Source organism: Paraburkholderia sp. MM5496-R1 (genome assembly GCF_050436205.1).
GTDB classification, from domain to species: domain Bacteria; phylum Pseudomonadota; class Gammaproteobacteria; order Burkholderiales; family Burkholderiaceae; genus Paraburkholderia; species Paraburkholderia tuberum.
Window position 1 is genome coordinate 2,217,481 of record NZ_JBNDLT010000003.1, and the last position, 14,547, is coordinate 2,232,027.

At 63.4% G+C, this 14,547-nt stretch carries 12 protein-coding genes; 10 read left to right on the plus strand and 2 right to left on the minus strand.

What is annotated here, in order from left to right; translation table 11 throughout:
- Nucleotides 1–4: 4 nt before the first annotated feature.
- Nucleotides 5–589, minus strand: a complete 585-nt coding sequence (locus OKW38_RS36395; RefSeq protein WP_090806181.1) for a malonic semialdehyde reductase — start codon at nucleotides 587–589, stop codon at nucleotides 5–7.
- A 140-nt stretch (nucleotides 590–729) separates the two neighbouring features.
- Here OKW38_RS36395 and OKW38_RS36400 point away from each other — a divergent pair, with 140 nt between their 5' ends.
- The 7 genes from OKW38_RS36400 (at nucleotide 730) to OKW38_RS36430 (ending at nucleotide 10,691) form a co-directional block, all read left to right on the plus strand.
- Nucleotides 730–1,332, plus strand: coding sequence for an alpha-ketoglutarate-dependent dioxygenase AlkB family protein (locus OKW38_RS36400; RefSeq protein ID WP_429365298.1), 603 nt, complete (start codon nucleotides 730–732; stop codon nucleotides 1,330–1,332).
- Between the two features lie 181 nt (nucleotides 1,333–1,513).
- Nucleotides 1,514–2,500 (plus strand): ABC transporter substrate-binding protein, encoded by a 987-nt coding sequence (locus tag OKW38_RS36405; RefSeq protein WP_090806177.1) that lies wholly within the window; start codon nucleotides 1,514–1,516, stop codon nucleotides 2,498–2,500.
- A 252-nt stretch (nucleotides 2,501–2,752) separates the two neighbouring features.
- Nucleotides 2,753–4,387, plus strand: a complete 1,635-nt coding sequence (locus OKW38_RS36410) for a sugar ABC transporter ATP-binding protein (RefSeq protein ID WP_429365299.1) — start codon at nucleotides 2,753–2,755, stop codon at nucleotides 4,385–4,387.
- A complete protein-coding gene (locus OKW38_RS36415) occupies nucleotides 4,384–5,427 on the plus strand; it encodes an ABC transporter permease (RefSeq protein ID WP_090806172.1) in 1,044 nt (347 codons plus the stop codon). The genes OKW38_RS36410 and OKW38_RS36415 overlap by 4 nt, the downstream gene beginning before the upstream one ends.
- A complete protein-coding gene (yjfF, locus tag OKW38_RS36420) occupies nucleotides 5,424–6,521 on the plus strand; it encodes a galactofuranose ABC transporter, permease protein YjfF (protein WP_429365300.1) in 1,098 nt (365 codons plus the stop codon). The genes OKW38_RS36415 and yjfF overlap by 4 nt, the downstream gene beginning before the upstream one ends.
- A gap of 423 nt (nucleotides 6,522–6,944) precedes the next feature.
- Nucleotides 6,945–7,892, plus strand: a complete 948-nt coding sequence (locus OKW38_RS36425) for a polyphosphate kinase 2 family protein (RefSeq protein ID WP_429365301.1) — start codon at nucleotides 6,945–6,947, stop codon at nucleotides 7,890–7,892.
- Between the two features lie 45 nt (nucleotides 7,893–7,937).
- Nucleotides 7,938–10,691: an HAD-IC family P-type ATPase gene (locus OKW38_RS36430; protein ID WP_429365302.1), complete on the plus strand. Its 2,754-nt coding sequence runs from the start codon at nucleotides 7,938–7,940 to the stop codon at nucleotides 10,689–10,691.
- A 20-nt stretch (nucleotides 10,692–10,711) separates the two neighbouring features.
- On the opposite strand, the gene OKW38_RS36435 is transcribed toward OKW38_RS36430, so the two are convergent.
- Nucleotides 10,712–11,521: a class I SAM-dependent methyltransferase gene (locus OKW38_RS36435; RefSeq protein ID WP_090806167.1), complete on the minus strand. Its 810-nt coding sequence runs from the start codon at nucleotides 11,519–11,521 to the stop codon at nucleotides 10,712–10,714.
- A 547-nt stretch (nucleotides 11,522–12,068) separates the two neighbouring features.
- Between OKW38_RS36435 and OKW38_RS36440 the strand changes: the two genes are divergently transcribed.
- From OKW38_RS36440 to OKW38_RS36450, 3 genes are all read left to right on the plus strand, one after another.
- Complete coding sequence (locus tag OKW38_RS36440; protein ID WP_018420777.1) at nucleotides 12,069–12,494, plus strand: CopG family transcriptional regulator; 426 nt, start codon at nucleotides 12,069–12,071, stop codon at nucleotides 12,492–12,494.
- Nucleotides 12,495–12,539: 45 nt separating this feature from the next.
- Complete coding sequence (locus tag OKW38_RS36445; protein WP_429365303.1) at nucleotides 12,540–13,637, plus strand: extracellular catalytic domain type 1 short-chain-length polyhydroxyalkanoate depolymerase; 1,098 nt, start codon at nucleotides 12,540–12,542, stop codon at nucleotides 13,635–13,637.
- 559 nt (nucleotides 13,638–14,196) lie between these two features.
- Nucleotides 14,197–14,493, plus strand: coding sequence for a cation:proton antiporter (locus tag OKW38_RS36450; protein ID WP_429365304.1), 297 nt, complete (start codon nucleotides 14,197–14,199; stop codon nucleotides 14,491–14,493).
- Nucleotides 14,494–14,547: the final 54 nt, after the last annotated feature.

Sequence of the window (14,547 nt, forward strand, 5' to 3'; positions counted from 1 at the left end):
CCCGTCACACTATGCGCGCCGCTTCGTCGAACGAAAAACGCGGGCTGCGTGCAAACAGCTTTGACGGATCGCCGTGGCCAAGATTGATCAGGAAGTTCGACTTCAGCGTCGTGCCCGCAAAAAACGCTTCGTCGACCTTGGCCTGATCGAAGCCCGACATCGGCCCAGTGTCCAGACCGAGCGCACGCGCCGCGAGAATCAGATACCCGCCTTGCAGCGTCGAATTGCGAAACGCCGTGTCCGCGATCAACCGCTCGTTGCCGACGAACCAGCTGCGCGCATCCGCATGGGGAAACAGTTTCGGCAGATACTCGTAGAAGGCCATGTCCATGGCGACGATCACCGTGACGGGCGCGGCCATCGTTTTCTCGAGATTGCCAGCCGACAACGCCGGGCGCAGTTTCTCCTTGCCCTCCGGCGTCCTGACGAACACGAAGCGGCCCGGACTCGAATTGGCCGAGGTCGGGCCGAGCAGTACGAGCTCCATCAGCTCGCGCAGCACGGCGTCGTCGATCGGCTTGTTCTGCCAGCCATTGTGCGTACGCGCGTCGCGAAAGAGCTGCGCGAGCGCCTGATCCGAAAGTGTCATGGAAGTAGTCCGTGCGAAAGAACAGAGGGAATGCGCAGAGCCGCGTCGAATGAAAGAGCAACGCGCGTGAATCAGCGGGTGAGCCGGTGTCGCCATAATAGTCAGGGTTTTGACTTGTCCGCTTGCATCCAGACATTCCGATGAGCACCGATTTATTCAACGACCTGCCGACGCCCGACCTCGACTGGTATCCAGACTGGCTCGCAGCGGCCGACGCCGAACGCCTGCTGGCCCGACTGATCGACGAAGTGCAATGGCGCCAGGACATGATGGGCACGCCCGCCGGCCGTGTTGCACTGCCGCGTCTGACCGCCTGGCAGGGCGAGCCGGACGCGGTGTACGTGTACTCGGGCATCCGCAACGTGCCGCAAACATGGACGCCCGCCGTTGCCGAACTGAAGGCGGCCGTCGAGGCGACCAGCGGCGCGCGTTTTAACAGCGTGCTGCTGAATCGCTACCGCAGTGGCGCCGACAGCATGGGCTGGCACGCGGACCGCGAGCCCGAACTCGGCAAGCAACCGGTGATCGCGTCGGTGAGCCTCGGCGTCGCGCGCAGGTTCGATCTGCGGCACAACCGCAGCGGCGTCGTGCAATCGTTCTCGCTGAAGGGCGGCAGCCTGCTCGTGATGAAGGGCGACACCCAGGCGCAGTGGCGTCATCGGGTGCCGAAGGAGCCGCGCGTGAGCGGCGAGCGCATCAATCTGACGTTTCGCTGGGTCACTCCGAGAATGACGCCGGCCTGAGGCAGCGAGCGGCAATGCGCTGACCGGCGCGCCATACCAAAATTGATATCGAGGGCGCGAATCATATGATTGGACGGTTAACGCCTCGCACAGTACGCTACATCACGATCCATGGGCCGTGAGGGCCACGAGGGCCGGGCAGACCGCTGGGTCGTCTACACAACAACGATTGGAGACTGTCATGGCGAATACACGACGTGCCGCGTGTCGCGCTCTGGGCGCGCTCGCGCTTTGCGCGAGTCTCGGAGCGCTGACGCTGGCCACGCCCGGCGCGCATGCCGAGGACAAGAAAATTACGCTCGGTTTTGCGCAGGTCGGTGCGGAAAGCGCATGGCGCACCGCGAATACCGAATCGGTGAAGTCGGCGGCGACAGAGGCCGGCATCAACCTCAAATTCTCCGACGCTCAGCAGAAGCAGGAAAACCAGATCAAGGCGATCCGCTCGTATATCGCGCAGAAGGTCGACGTGATCGCGTTCTCGCCGGTCGTCGAATCGGGCTGGGAACCGGTGCTGCTCGAAGCCAAGGCCGCGAAGATTCCGGTGATCCTGACCGACCGCAACATCGACGTGAAGGACACGTCGCTGTACGTGACGATGATCGGCTCGGACTTCCTCGAAGAAGGACGGCGCGGCGGCCACTGGCTCGCGGATCACTACAAGGACGATAAAGGTCCGGTCAACATCGCCGAGCTGCAAGGCACGGTCGGCTCCGCGCCGGCCAACGACCGCCACGCGGGTCTGATCGAAGTGATCAAGAGCGATCCGAAGTTCAAGATCATCGCGTCGCAAAGCGGCGACTTCACGCTCGCCGGCGGCAAGCAGGTGATGGAAGCGTTCATCAAGACCTACGGCAACAAGATCAACGTCGTCTATGCTCATAACGACGACATGGCGCTCGGCGCGATCCAGGCGATGGAAGAAGCCGGCATGCATCCGGGCAAGGACGTCGTGGTGGTTTCGTTCGACGCAACCAAGGGCGGCTTCCAGGCGATGGCCGCCGGCAAGATGAACGTCGACGTCGAGTGCAGCCCGCTGCTCGGACCGCAGCTGATGTCGGCGGTGAAAGACGTGGTGGCTGGCAAGCCGCTGCCGAAGCGCATCCTGACTCAGGAGACTGTCTTCCCGATGAGCGTGGCCGCGCAAACTCTGCCGTCGCGTAAGTACTGACGCGGCGCGCAACGTCGCCGCGGCAGCGCTCGCGCGAGCGCCGCGGCGTGTGCGTGTTCAGGCGCCGGGGCCAACGGGCTCACGGCGCGAAGGAGATGTGCAGTACGGACGCATCGAACAGGTTTCTCCAGTGGTGCCTGACCGCCCGGGCTGCTTTCTTCTGCAGCGGGCGGTCTCTTTTCAGGAGCATGCGCCCGCGGGAGCATGCCGCTGGGGCCTGCCGAACCATGCATAGCCGATCGAGCGAGGTCCATGACCCATTCCGCTACCGAACCGAATCAGCCGGACCAGCCGCTGCGCGGCACGCCGCCGGGCGCGCCAAGCCAACAGAATGACATGAGCGCGCGCGAACCGATTCTGGCGACCTCCGGCGTCAGCAAGACATTTCCGGGCGTGAAGGCGTTGCAACACGTCGACTTCCGCCTGTTTCCCGGCGAGGTCCATACGCTGATGGGCCAGAACGGCGCCGGCAAATCCACGCTGATCAACGTGCTCACCGGCGTGCTCGCACCCGATGCCGGCACGATCCGCCTCGGCGGCGAGGTGGTCGCGTTCGCGTCGCCGCAGGAAGCCGAGGCGGCCGGCGTGCGCACGCTGTACCAGGAAGTGAACCTGTGCCCGAATCTGTCGGTGGCGGAGAACATCTTCGCGGGCCGGCAGCCGCGCCGCTTCGGCGCGATCGACTGGCCCGACATCAAGCGGCGCGCGCAGGAAGCGCTCGCGCGCCTCGACGTGTCGCTCGACGTCACGCGCTCGCTCGACGCCTATCCGATCGCCGTGCAGCAGATGGTCGCGATCGCGCGAGCGTTGTCCGTCGATGCGCGCGTGCTGATTCTCGACGAACCGACTTCGAGCCTCGACGACAGCGAAGTCGCGCAGCTATTCAAAATACTTCGACATCTTAAGCGATCGGGCATTGCGATCCTGTTCGTCACGCATTTCATCGAGCAGACTTATGCGATCTCCGATCGCATCACGGTGATGCGCAACGGCGAGCGCGAAGGCGAATATCTCGCGCGCGATCTGTCCGCGGATCAGCTGGTCGCGAAGATGGTCGGCCACGAGCGCATGAGCGCGCGTCTGCGCGAAGCGGCGCACGACGGACAGGCCGCCGACGATCAGGAGGTCGCGCAAGACCACACGGAAGCAACGGCCACGCAGTCGTTCATCGAGCTGCGCGGCGTCGGCCGTCGCGGCACCTTGCAGCCGATCGATCTCGAGATGCAGGCCGGCAAGATTCTCGGCCTCGCGGGTCTGCTCGGCTCGGGCCGCACCGAAACCGCGCGGCTTCTGTTCGGCGCGGATCGCGCGGACAGCGGCACGATCCTCGTCGAAGGGCGCGCCGTGCGGCTGCGCACGCCGCACGACGCGGTGCGCCACGGCATCGGCTATTGCGCGGAAGACCGCAAGAAGGAAGGCATCGTCGCCGAACTGTCGATCCGCGAAAACATCATGCTCGCGTTGCAGGCGCGGCGCGGCTGGTGGCGCAAGATCAGCCGGCAACGCGCGCGCGAGCTCGCCGATATGTGGATCGAGCGGCTCGGCATCAAGGCGTCCGACGCCGAGCAGCCGATCGCGCTGCTGTCCGGCGGCAACCAGCAGAAGGCGCTGCTCGCGCGCTGGCTCGCAACCGATCCCAAACTGCTGATCCTCGACGAGCCGACCCGCGGCATCGACGTCGCCGCGAAGTTCGACATCATGGACCGGCTGCTCGCGCTGTGCGCGAACGGCCTGTCCATCCTGTTCATCTCGTCGGAGATCAGCGAGGTGCTGCGCGTGAGCCATCGCGTCGCGGTGCTGCGCGATCGCCGCAAGATCGCCGAGGTGGCCGGTAAGGCATCGAACGAGGACAACATCTACCGACTCATCGCAGGGAGCGGCGAATGAAGCTATCGAACTGGTTCGCGCGCGACGGGGTGGAGCGTCCGCTGCTGTGGCCATGCGTGACGCTCGTGTTGCTGGGCGGACTGAACCTGCTGGCCAATCCGCATTTTCTCGCGCTGCGCACGCTCGACGGCCACCTGTTCGGCGCGCCGATCGACATCCTGAATCGCGCGGCGCCGCTCGTGCTGGTCGCGATCGGCATGACGCTCGTGATTGCGACACGCGGCATCGATATTTCGGTCGGCGCGGTGGTCGCGATAGCGGGCGCCGCGGCCGCGACGATACTCGCGACCCAGGCCGTGCCGAGCGGTGCGCTGATCGCGCAGGCGCTGCTGGCCGCGCTCGTCGTCGGCATCCTGAGCGGCATGTGGAACGGGCTGCTCGTCGCGTTCGTCGGCATGCAGCCGATCATCGCGACGCTGATTCTGATGGTCGCGGGCCGTGGCATCGCGCAACTGCTGACCGCCGGGCAGATCATCCCGATCGGCGCGCCCGGCTATCTGTTCGTCGGTGGCGGCTACTGGCTCGGCGTGCCGTGCTCGGTATGGATCGCGACCGTAGCCGTGCTGGCGACCGCCGCCCTGGTGGAGGGCACGGCGCTCGGCCTGTTCATTCGCGCGATCGGCGTGAACCCGGTTGCGACACGGCTCGTCGGCTTGCGCTCGAAGGCGATCGTATTCGCGGTGTACGGTTTCTCGGGCTTGACCGCGGCGCTGGCCGGCATCCTGATCAGCTCAAACGTGCGTAGCGCGGACGGCAACAACGCGGGCTTGCTGCTCGAACTCGACGCGATTCTCGCCGTGACGCTCGGCGGCACGTCGCTGCTCGGCGGCCGCTTCAGTTTCGCGGGCACGGTGCTCGGCGCGCTGATCATCCAGACGCTCACGTACACCACGTATTCGATCGGCGTGCCGCCGGAAGCGACGCTCGTCGTGAAGGCGGCCGTCGTGCTCGCGGTCAGCGTGATCCAGTCGCCGGCGGCACGCGCGCTCGCGGTGTCGTTCGGCGCGTCGCTCGTCAAATCGCGCGGGGTGGCACGATGACGCGCGTTCTCGAAGCACTCGCCCGCGTGGTGGATCCGCGCACGCTGGCGATCGCGGTGACGGTCCTGCTGTTCTGCGCGCTGTTCGGCTTTGGTTCGGTGATGTACACCGGTTTTTTCGCGTGGCAGGTGTTGCTCGATCTGCTCGTCGACAACGCGTTCCTGCTGATCGTCGCGATCGGCATGACGTTCGTGATCGTGTCGGGCGGCATCGATCTGTCGGTGGGCTCGATCGTCGCGCTGACGACGATCGTCGAAGCCGTGCTGTCCGAGCACATGCATGTGTCGGTGTGGCTCATCATTCCGATCGTGCTGTTGATGGGCACGGTGTTCGGCGCGGTGCAGGGCGCGCTGATTCACTACTTCCGCCTGCAGGCGTTCATCGTGACGCTGGCGGGGATGTTCTTCGCGCGTGGCCTGTGCTTTCTGATCACGACGCAGTCGATCACGATCACCGATCCGACGTTCAAGGCGATCTCCGCGTTTCGTCTCAGTGTCGGCGTCGGTTCGGTATCGGCGAACGTGCTGATCGCGGCCGTGACGCTCGCGGCCGCGATCTATGTCGCCCATTTCACGCGCTTCGGCCGCAACGTGTATGCGGTCGGCGGCAATCCGCGCTCGGCGCTGCTGATGGGCCTGCCGGTCGCGCGCACGCGGGTCGGCGTGTATGCGCTGAGCGGCTTCTGTTCGGCGCTTGGCGGCGCGGTGTTCACGTTCTACGTGCTGTCGGGCTATGGGCTGCAAGGGCAGGGCATGGAACTCGATGCGATTGCGGCCACGGTGATCGGCGGCACACTGCTGACGGGCGGCGTCGGTTATGTGGTCGGCTCGCTGTTCGGCGTCGGCATTCTGGGCACGATCCAGACGCTGATTACGTTCGACGGCACGCTCAGTTCGTGGTGGACGCGCATCGTGATCGGCGCGCTGCTGTGCGCGTTCTGTTTGCTGCAGCGATTGATCGAGCGGCACGCGAAATCGGTGCGTCGGCCCGGCGGCACCAATGCGGTCACGACGACGGGGCATGGGCACGGGCGTGACGAGACGTCGACGACGGCGTCGTCGGATTCGCAGGTGTTGGGGCGGGCGCCGGGCTAGCGCGCGGTCTTCCAGTCGCTTCGAACCACGGCGGCGCGGCGCAAGCCGCGCCGCGTTCACGTTAGTCCGCGCGGCCGCTGCCGAGCGTCCAGCTCATGCCGTTCCCACCGGCATAGACCGCGAGCTCGGCGCATTCGCGGATTTGCGCGTCGCCAGCAGGTGCATGCCGCGCTTGAGCGCTGCAATCGTCAGCGCACTGAGCAGCAGACCCGCAATCACATCGGCGAGATAGTGACCGCCTTGCGTCGGCGCCGACAGGATCAGTGTGTTTCCCGTCGCTACGCGGGTGCGCAGCGTCGTTGCCGATGAGCACGTTTCCGTTTGCGTGACCTATTATCAGAAAGAGTTGTGAACAGTACGACTGCGGTTGCGATGCGATCCGCGAATCGTGCAACTGAATGCAGATGCCGTGGAGAAAGAGCGATGGTTCGCATGGAAATACTCGACGCGCTGCGGGCATACACCGATCCGTTCCGCGTCACGAGCGGCAAAGATTTCTTCCTGAAGGATTTCGATCCCGGCGAGACGGTGGGACTCAGAATGCATAAGGAAGAGGCGCAGCAACTACTCCAGCGAGGGTCGAAATGGCTCGCGATGGAGCAGGAGATCCTCTACGCGCAGGATTCCTGGTCCGTGCTTCTGGTGTTCCAGGCCATGGACGCCGCGGGGAAGGATGGGACGATCAAGCATGTGATGTCGCGCGTCAATCCGCAGGGGTGCGATGTCATCTCGTTCAAGCAGCCGTCGGATGAGGAGCTCTCCCACGACTTCCTTTGGCGCTATTCCGGGAAAGTGCCCGAGCGCGGGCACATCGGCATTTTCAACCGCTCGTACTATGAAGAGGTGCTGGTGGTGCGCGTGCATCAGCATCTGCTCCATGCGCAGAAGATCCCGCCGGCACGGGTCGGCAACAACATATGGGACGAGCGGCTCGCCGACATCGCGCGCTTCGAGGACTATCTGACGCGCCAGGGCGTGGTCATTCTCAAGTTCTATCTGAACCTGTCGTACGGGGAGCAGAAGAGGCGATTCATGGATCGCCTCGACAATCCCGACAAGCACTGGAAGTTTTCCGCAGCCGACGTTCGCGAGCGTCGCTACTGGAACGACTATATGTACGCCTATGAAGAGGCGATCCGCGCGACGGCCTCCGAAGCGGCTCCGTGGTTCGTCGTGCCCGCCGACAACAAACCTTTCACGCGCCTCATCGTCGCGGCCGCGATCGTCGAGGCCGTCGAGAAGCTCGACCTCGAATATCCGAAAGCCACGCAAGAGCAGATGAAGGATCTCGCCGCCGCGAGGGAGGAACTCGACGCTGAAGCGGTGGACGCGACGAGACCCTATCAACCCGGGGACGATCCAGACCATTGAGAGCGGCCCCCTGACCCGAAATCACTGGAACCGGGAGACACGAGGATGAGCTCAGTTGAGAGTGCGACGCCGTGGCATGCGATGCCGGCCGGTGACATCGAACGGCAGTTCAACGTCGATCCCGCGCAGGGCCTCGATGCAACGGAAGCGACCGGGCGGCTGTCCACCTATGGGCCGAACCGCCTCCCGCAGGGCAAGAAGAGGGGGCCGGTCGTACGCTTCCTGATGCAGCTCCACAACGTTCTGATCTACGTGCTGCTCGCGGCCGGTTTCGTCAAGTTGATGCTGGGCCTGTGGCTCGATGGCTCGGTCATTCTGGCCGTCGTCATCCTCAACTCGCTGCTCGGCTTCCTGCAGGAAGGACGCGCCGAGAAGGCGCTCGACTCGATTCGCAACATGCTGTCCGCGGAAGCGCGCGTGATGCGTGGCGGAGCGGTTCGCTTGATCCCCGCCGAGGAACTCGTGCCCGGCGACATCGTGCTACTGGAATCGGGCGACAAAATCCCGGCGGACATGCGTCTCGTCGACGCCAGGAACCTGCGCACGGAAGAAGCGGCTCTTACGGGGGAATCCCTCCCGGCCGAGAAGGGCACCGCGCCGGTACCCGCCAAAGCCACGGTCGGCGACCGCGAGAACATGGCGTTCTGCGGCACGATGGTCTTGTCGGGGCGGGCAACCGGTGTCGTGGTGACGACCGGGAGCCAGACGGAACTCGGCCGGATCAACCAGATGCTCGCCGAGGTTAGCGCGCTCGAGACGCCGTTGCTGCGCCAGATCAAGAAGTTCGGCTACGTCATCACGGCAGTGATCGCCGTTGTCAGCGTGCTGCTCTTCTCCTGGGGGCACTGGCTCGGACACATGACTTTCGTCGAGCTGTTCCAGGCCATCGTGGGGATTGCGGTATCGGTCATCCCGGAAGGCCTGCCGGCGCTCATCACCATCACGCTCGCCATCGGCGTGCAGCGCATGGCACAGCGCAACGCCATTATTCGCCGCCTGCCGGCGGTCGAAACACTGGGCGCCGTCTCGCGCATCTGCTCGGATAAAACGGGCACGCTGACCCTGATGGAGATGATGGTGACCTCCGTCGTAACGGCCGAAGCGGCCTATGCCGTTACGGGCGACGGCTACGCCAGCGAAGGAGAGGTCAGCGCCGATGGCAAGCCGCTCGGCGCCGCGCCGGACGTGCTCAAGCTGATGGGCCGCGTGTCGCTGTTGTGCAACGACGCCGAGCTCTTCGAGGAAGACGGCAAATGGAAAGTGGAGGGTGACCCGACCGAGGGCGCGCTCTATCCGTTCGCTTCCAAGCTGGGCATGGACCGTGCCGCCGAGACGGCCGCCGCGCCGAGGATCGACGCGATCCCCTTCGAGTCCGAGCACAAGTTCATGGCGACGCTGAACCGTTCGACGGACGGCGAAATGCTGCTGGTCAAGGGCGCGCCGGAGGTGATCCTCGAGCACTGCGACCGGCAGCAGACGGCGCAAGGCCCGGCGCCCCTCGATCGCGAGTACTTCGCGAGGGAGGGCGACCGGCTCGCTGCGCAAGGTGAGCGCGTGCTCGGGCTCGCGTGGCTGTCGGACCCGGGCCTGCGTACGGGCGGCCTCGGGCCGCAGGACCTGCCGCGTACCCTCGTACTGCTGGGCCTCGTGGGCCTGATGGACCCGCCGCGCAAAGAGGCGATCGACGCCGTGCGCGAATGCCACGGCGGCGGCATTCGCGTGACGATGATCACGGGCGACCACAAGATCACGGCGGCGGCAATCGCAAGAATGCTGGGCATCGGCGACGGCAAGACCGCCGTGTCCGGCACCGAGATCGAGGCGATGAACGATGCGGCGCTGCAGGAATGCGTGCGCGGCGTCGACGTGTTCGCGCGCGCGAGTCCCGAGCACAAGCTGCGGCTCGTCAAGGCGATCCAGGCGAATCGGCAGATCGTCGCGATGACGGGCGACGGCGTCAACGATGCGCCGGCGCTCAAGAAAGCCGACATCGGTGTCGCGATGGGGATCAAGGGCACCGAGGTGACGAAGGAGGCGGCGGGCATGATCCTCGCCGACGACAATTTCGCGTCGATCTCCGCGGCGGTGAAGGAAGGGCGCACGGTCTACAACAACATCGAGAAAGCGATGCTGTTCATGCTGCCGACCAATGTCGCGCAAGGCGCGGTGATCGCGGTGGCGATCCTGTTCGCCTTCACGCTGCCGATCACGGCGCCGCAGATCCTGTGGGTCAACATGGTTACTTCCGTCGCGCTCGGCCTGACCATTTCGTTCGAGCCGCACGAGGCAGACGTGATGCGCCGCTCGCCACGCGCAATCGACCGGCCGATCGTCACGCGCTTCGGCATCTGGCGCATCCTGTTCGTCGGCGCGGCGCTCGTGATCTATACGCTGTCCACCTTCTTCTGGATGAAGTCGCAAGGGGCGTCGGATCAGATGGCGCGCACGGCCGCGGTCAACGCCATTACGCTGGGCCAGGTGTTCTATCTGCTCAACATCCGGTATCTGCTCGATTCGTCGCTGTCCGTGCGCGCCCATACAGGCAATCGCTATCTCTGGTACGGAATAGCCGGCGTCGTGGTCTTGCAGCTTCTGTTCACCTATACGTTCCCGTTCCATGCCGTTTTCCACACTGAGGCTCTGCCCTTGTTGGCGTGGGGGTGGCTCGTCGGTGGTGGCGTCCTGTTTTTCCTCGTGGTGGAGATCGAGAAGCTCGTTTTCCGGCTCACCCCTGCATTGAGAGGATTTGTGACGTCGCAACAGGAGGGCGTGGCCTTGCCCAATGATCCCGCGAGGTAGGCCGCCTTGGCGGCCGCCTGCTACATCTCATGCACGCGGCGGAGGATGAAAAACAGGTTAGCCGAGACTGCATTCACGATCGGTATCCGCTCGAAAGGCCGGTTCAGCTTCATGCCGATATTGGCCAGGGCGTTGAGCGCTCCGCCGCCCTTTATGCCTTTTGCGAAGGTGGGAAAGACCTGGTGATAGCCGCATTCTTCCAGTACGAATCCCGACCGGAGAAACAGGCGCTTCGCGTCGCTGAGACTGTACAGCCGATTATGGCCCGTGTACTTCTTCATGACTCTGCACGCGTTTTCGGTCACCGATAAGCGGTTAGGTAAAAATGTGATTATCAGCAAACCGTCGTTTTTCAGCACGCGCCATAGCTCATCGAGGCTCTTTTGCTCGCGGGCCACGTGCTCGAGTACACCGCTTCCGATCACCACATCGAATTGATTGTCTTCGTAGGGCAGCAGAAATTCATGATCGAGCGATGCGAAAGATAACCCGGCGTACTCATGGAATTCCGCGAATTGCCCATCCTTGCAGATGTCGCAGCCATATATATCGATGTCATGGTAGAGCGTGCGAAGCATGCACGAATCTGGCGCGTGCCGGCATCCCCAGTCGAGCACTTTCATGCCACGCTTGATATACGGTGCGTAAATTTCGAACGCGCGCACGTGGCGATCGAGACTCGCGTTGTTGGCGATGACCGATTGCACATAGTCCCGGTATTCACCATCGCTACGATGTGCAATGTAGTCCTCGCAAAGCTTGGCATAAGTCGCCTTGACCTGCTGCAATTCATTGCTCGGGATCGTTTCAGTGTCGATGGGTTTATGCATATCTCCCTCATGGCGGTGCGAACGATACGACGAATTTCAGGCTCTACCGGGCCAGTATGCTGGGAATCCTTGGTCCATGTTGAGGTCTGCGCAATCCGTTTCGGCAGTACCGGCTTTCGCTGCCCGAGTGACATCGGGGTTGAGAGGTTCGCGGGATGTTGACTACTCCGATTTTGAGCGCTGATGGACTGCGCTTGGCGAGACCTGCGGCAGCAACTACCTCGATAAAGCCGCGATAGTGAACGGGTTCAAGTTTTGAAGGATAGCAGTTGAATTTGTCAAAACTGGTCGGGGAACCTCTCCATTTCGCGCCTTATTCTGATGGTTTTGCGCCTTGACGCTCATCCGTTGTGTTCGAGCGAACATCAGTGCCAGCCTCCCGTTGCCCGGCCGTCTTATTCAGCGTTAACCGGCGATAGCGCTCTATCTAGCCCCCACGACCAGCGATGCGGCGACCCCAGAAGGCGTCTCGACCCCAAATTTTTATGTTGCGGCGCATCTAAAACCATCCTATAACCATCCACAGGGATGGTGAAAGGATGGTGCGATGAAGAAACCCGCGGTATTGGACACCCCCCGCTCGAAAGGCGGCGACTCGGAAAAAATCACGATCAACCTCGGACCGGTCGACCTCGGGCAGATCGACCTGCTGGTTGAAGAAGGCTTCTATGCGAACCGGACCGACCTGATCCGAACGGCGATTCGCAACCAGCTCGCGCTACATGCGCGGGTCGTCCAGGAAACGGTTGCGCGTCGTTCGCTCGTGCTCGGGCTGCAGCATTTCTCCAGGCAGGATCTCGAGGCGATTCGTGCCGCGCGCGAGCGTCTCAACATTCAGGTCCTGGGATTGGCCAGCATTGCCGCCGATGTCTCCCCGGAACTCGCGCTCGCGACTATCGAAAGCGTCGTGGTGCTGGGAGCCTTTCACGCTTCGCCCGCAGTCAAGACGGCGCTTGCCGGCAGAATCCACTAGCCGCGCGAGGCCCACCCCCTCAACACCGGTAATCGGACAAATGTGATGAAACTCAACGAAGGCTTTCTGAACTCAATGCACGAAGCGATGACTTTGCTGCGTACCCGCGGCGTTGCCGAAGCGACAGAAGCGATACAACGCGCACTGCGAGGGGAAAGCGTCGGTGCAGTGAACGAAACTGCGTCGCGGGACAAGACGCCAGAGCCCGTTGTCTTCCCGTTTGCAAAGACCAAGGAAGCGACCGCGCACAAGGCGCGAGAAGACTGCCTTGACGTGGAGGAACGAGGACATTTCATCACGCTTGCGTATGCGAATGCCGCCGGTCGCCGTCAATATCGGCTGTATGTGCCGGCGGGGGGCGCCGGCGAGCCGCTGCCACTGATTGTGATGCTGCACGGCTGCACGCAGGACGCCGACGATTTCGCAGCAGGCACGCAGATGAACGCGCTTGCCGAGCGGCATCGATGTCTCGTAGCTTATCCGGTGCAACCGCAGCAGGCGAATCCGTCGAAGTGCTGGAACTGGTTCAAACCTGACGATCAGCATCGCGAGCGCGGCGAGCCGTCGCTGATCGCAGGCATCACGCGCGAAATCATCTCGGCCCACAACGTCGATCCTGCGCGCGTGTACGTCGCGGGGATGTCCGCGGGGGGCGCGATGGCGGCGATCATGATCGCCGAGTATCCCGAACTGTATGCCGCGGTCGGCGTGCATTCCGGTCTTCCGGCACGGTGCGCGCACAATTTACCCTCCGCGCTCGCGGCGATGAAAGGCGGCAAGCATCCCCGAAACGCACGGCGCGTGCAAGGCGATACAGACTTGTCACCGAGACGGCCCATGATCGTCTTTCATGGTGACGCGGATGCCACCGTGCACGTAGCGAATGCCACGCGGCTCGTGCAGAGGTTCGACGCACGGCCGGACGCCGGCAGCGAACGGCGTCGGGTCGACGCGGGCCGACGCGCCTGTACCGTCTCGCGGCTGGTTTCCGGCGACGGTATCGACGCCGAGTTGTGGACCATTCATGGCGCAGGGCACGCTTGGGCCGGCGGCAATGCACGAGGCAGTTATACGGACGCTACTGGTCCGGATGCGAGTGCCGAAATGCTGCGCTTCTTTCTTGATCATCCGCAACGACAATAGTGCAGGCCTCTCATGTGGTGACTATGATTGCGACGGAGTGGCGTCCGCTGTGCATGTAGAGCAAGTCCGCTTGCTCAACTGCATATAAAGGCTGCCCGATGAATCACTTCCGGTGAGAATCCTCGGCGGCAGGTCGGCGAAGCCGGATTTGCGCCGCAATCAACGTACGGCGGGTTGCCATTCAATTGGAGACATCCACGCGTGCTCGTCCATCGTCAACAACGGGTCGCGTGTCGCCGATCGCGGCCTTGCGAAGTTCGAGCGATGTGTGCCGATTGCATGAGGCCGTCATCGGCCATGAACGGCCGGTCGGCGAGAACGTCCGAAAGCGGTCAGTCAACTGCGCTTTCGACCCGCCGCCGACTGTTCGACAACGCAGATAGTTTGACCGTCCTCCGCATTCGGTGGGCGAGGGTCCGGGACGCTGAAATCGCTGGCATCGGGAGCGTGACTCGCCCTCACATTGCAGTTGCGTAGACCGATCGGTGGAGAACGGCAGCTACTCGTCCCGCAATGGCGCAACTGACGTCAATGAGCAGCGCGCAGGGAATACGACACCGTGTGGCTATCGATCGGGATCGCCATCATGGTCGTGATGCTGGGGCGTGCCGTGGCTGTGTCCCCGTGTTGCACGCTCTTCTCGCGCTCGTCGCTGCAGATCGAGGTCCGGCATCAACATATCCTGTTCTGGGGCGGGCTACGCGGTGCCTTGGCCTTGGCGCTCGTGATGGGATTGCCGCCCGGACTACCACGGCGCGAAGAAATCATTACTGTGCGTTTTGCCGTGGTTGCTTTTTCAATCTTCGTTCAGGGCGCCACGATGACGCCGCTACTAAGGCGATTGGGTGTCGTTTAAAGATGCGGGGCCTCAAAAGTTTCATGCACGCCTGCTTTTCATCCTCATCGTTGC

Bases quoted from the DNA above. Each gene is read 5' to 3' on its own strand.
- OKW38_RS36395 (WP_090806181.1), bottom strand. From the start codon at position 589: ATGACACTTTCGGATCAGGCGCTCGCGCAGCTCTTTCGCGACGCGCGT.
- OKW38_RS36400 (WP_429365298.1), top strand. From the start codon at position 730: ATGAGCACCGATTTATTCAACGACCTGCCGACGCCCGACCTCGACTGG.
- OKW38_RS36405 (WP_090806177.1), top strand. From the start codon at position 1,514: ATGGCGAATACACGACGTGCCGCGTGTCGCGCTCTGGGCGCGCTCGCG.
- OKW38_RS36410 (WP_429365299.1), top strand. From the start codon at position 2,753: ATGACCCATTCCGCTACCGAACCGAATCAGCCGGACCAGCCGCTGCGC.
- OKW38_RS36415 (WP_090806172.1), top strand. From the start codon at position 4,384: ATGAAGCTATCGAACTGGTTCGCGCGCGACGGGGTGGAGCGTCCGCTG.
- yjfF (WP_429365300.1), top strand. From the start codon at position 5,424: ATGACGCGCGTTCTCGAAGCACTCGCCCGCGTGGTGGATCCGCGCACG.
- OKW38_RS36425 (WP_429365301.1), top strand. From the start codon at position 6,945: ATGGTTCGCATGGAAATACTCGACGCGCTGCGGGCATACACCGATCCG.
- OKW38_RS36430 (WP_429365302.1), top strand. From the start codon at position 7,938: ATGAGCTCAGTTGAGAGTGCGACGCCGTGGCATGCGATGCCGGCCGGT.
- OKW38_RS36435 (WP_090806167.1), bottom strand. From the start codon at position 11,521: ATGCATAAACCCATCGACACTGAAACGATCCCGAGCAATGAATTGCAG.
- OKW38_RS36440 (WP_018420777.1), top strand. From the start codon at position 12,069: ATGAAGAAACCCGCGGTATTGGACACCCCCCGCTCGAAAGGCGGCGAC.
- OKW38_RS36445 (WP_429365303.1), top strand. From the start codon at position 12,540: ATGAAACTCAACGAAGGCTTTCTGAACTCAATGCACGAAGCGATGACT.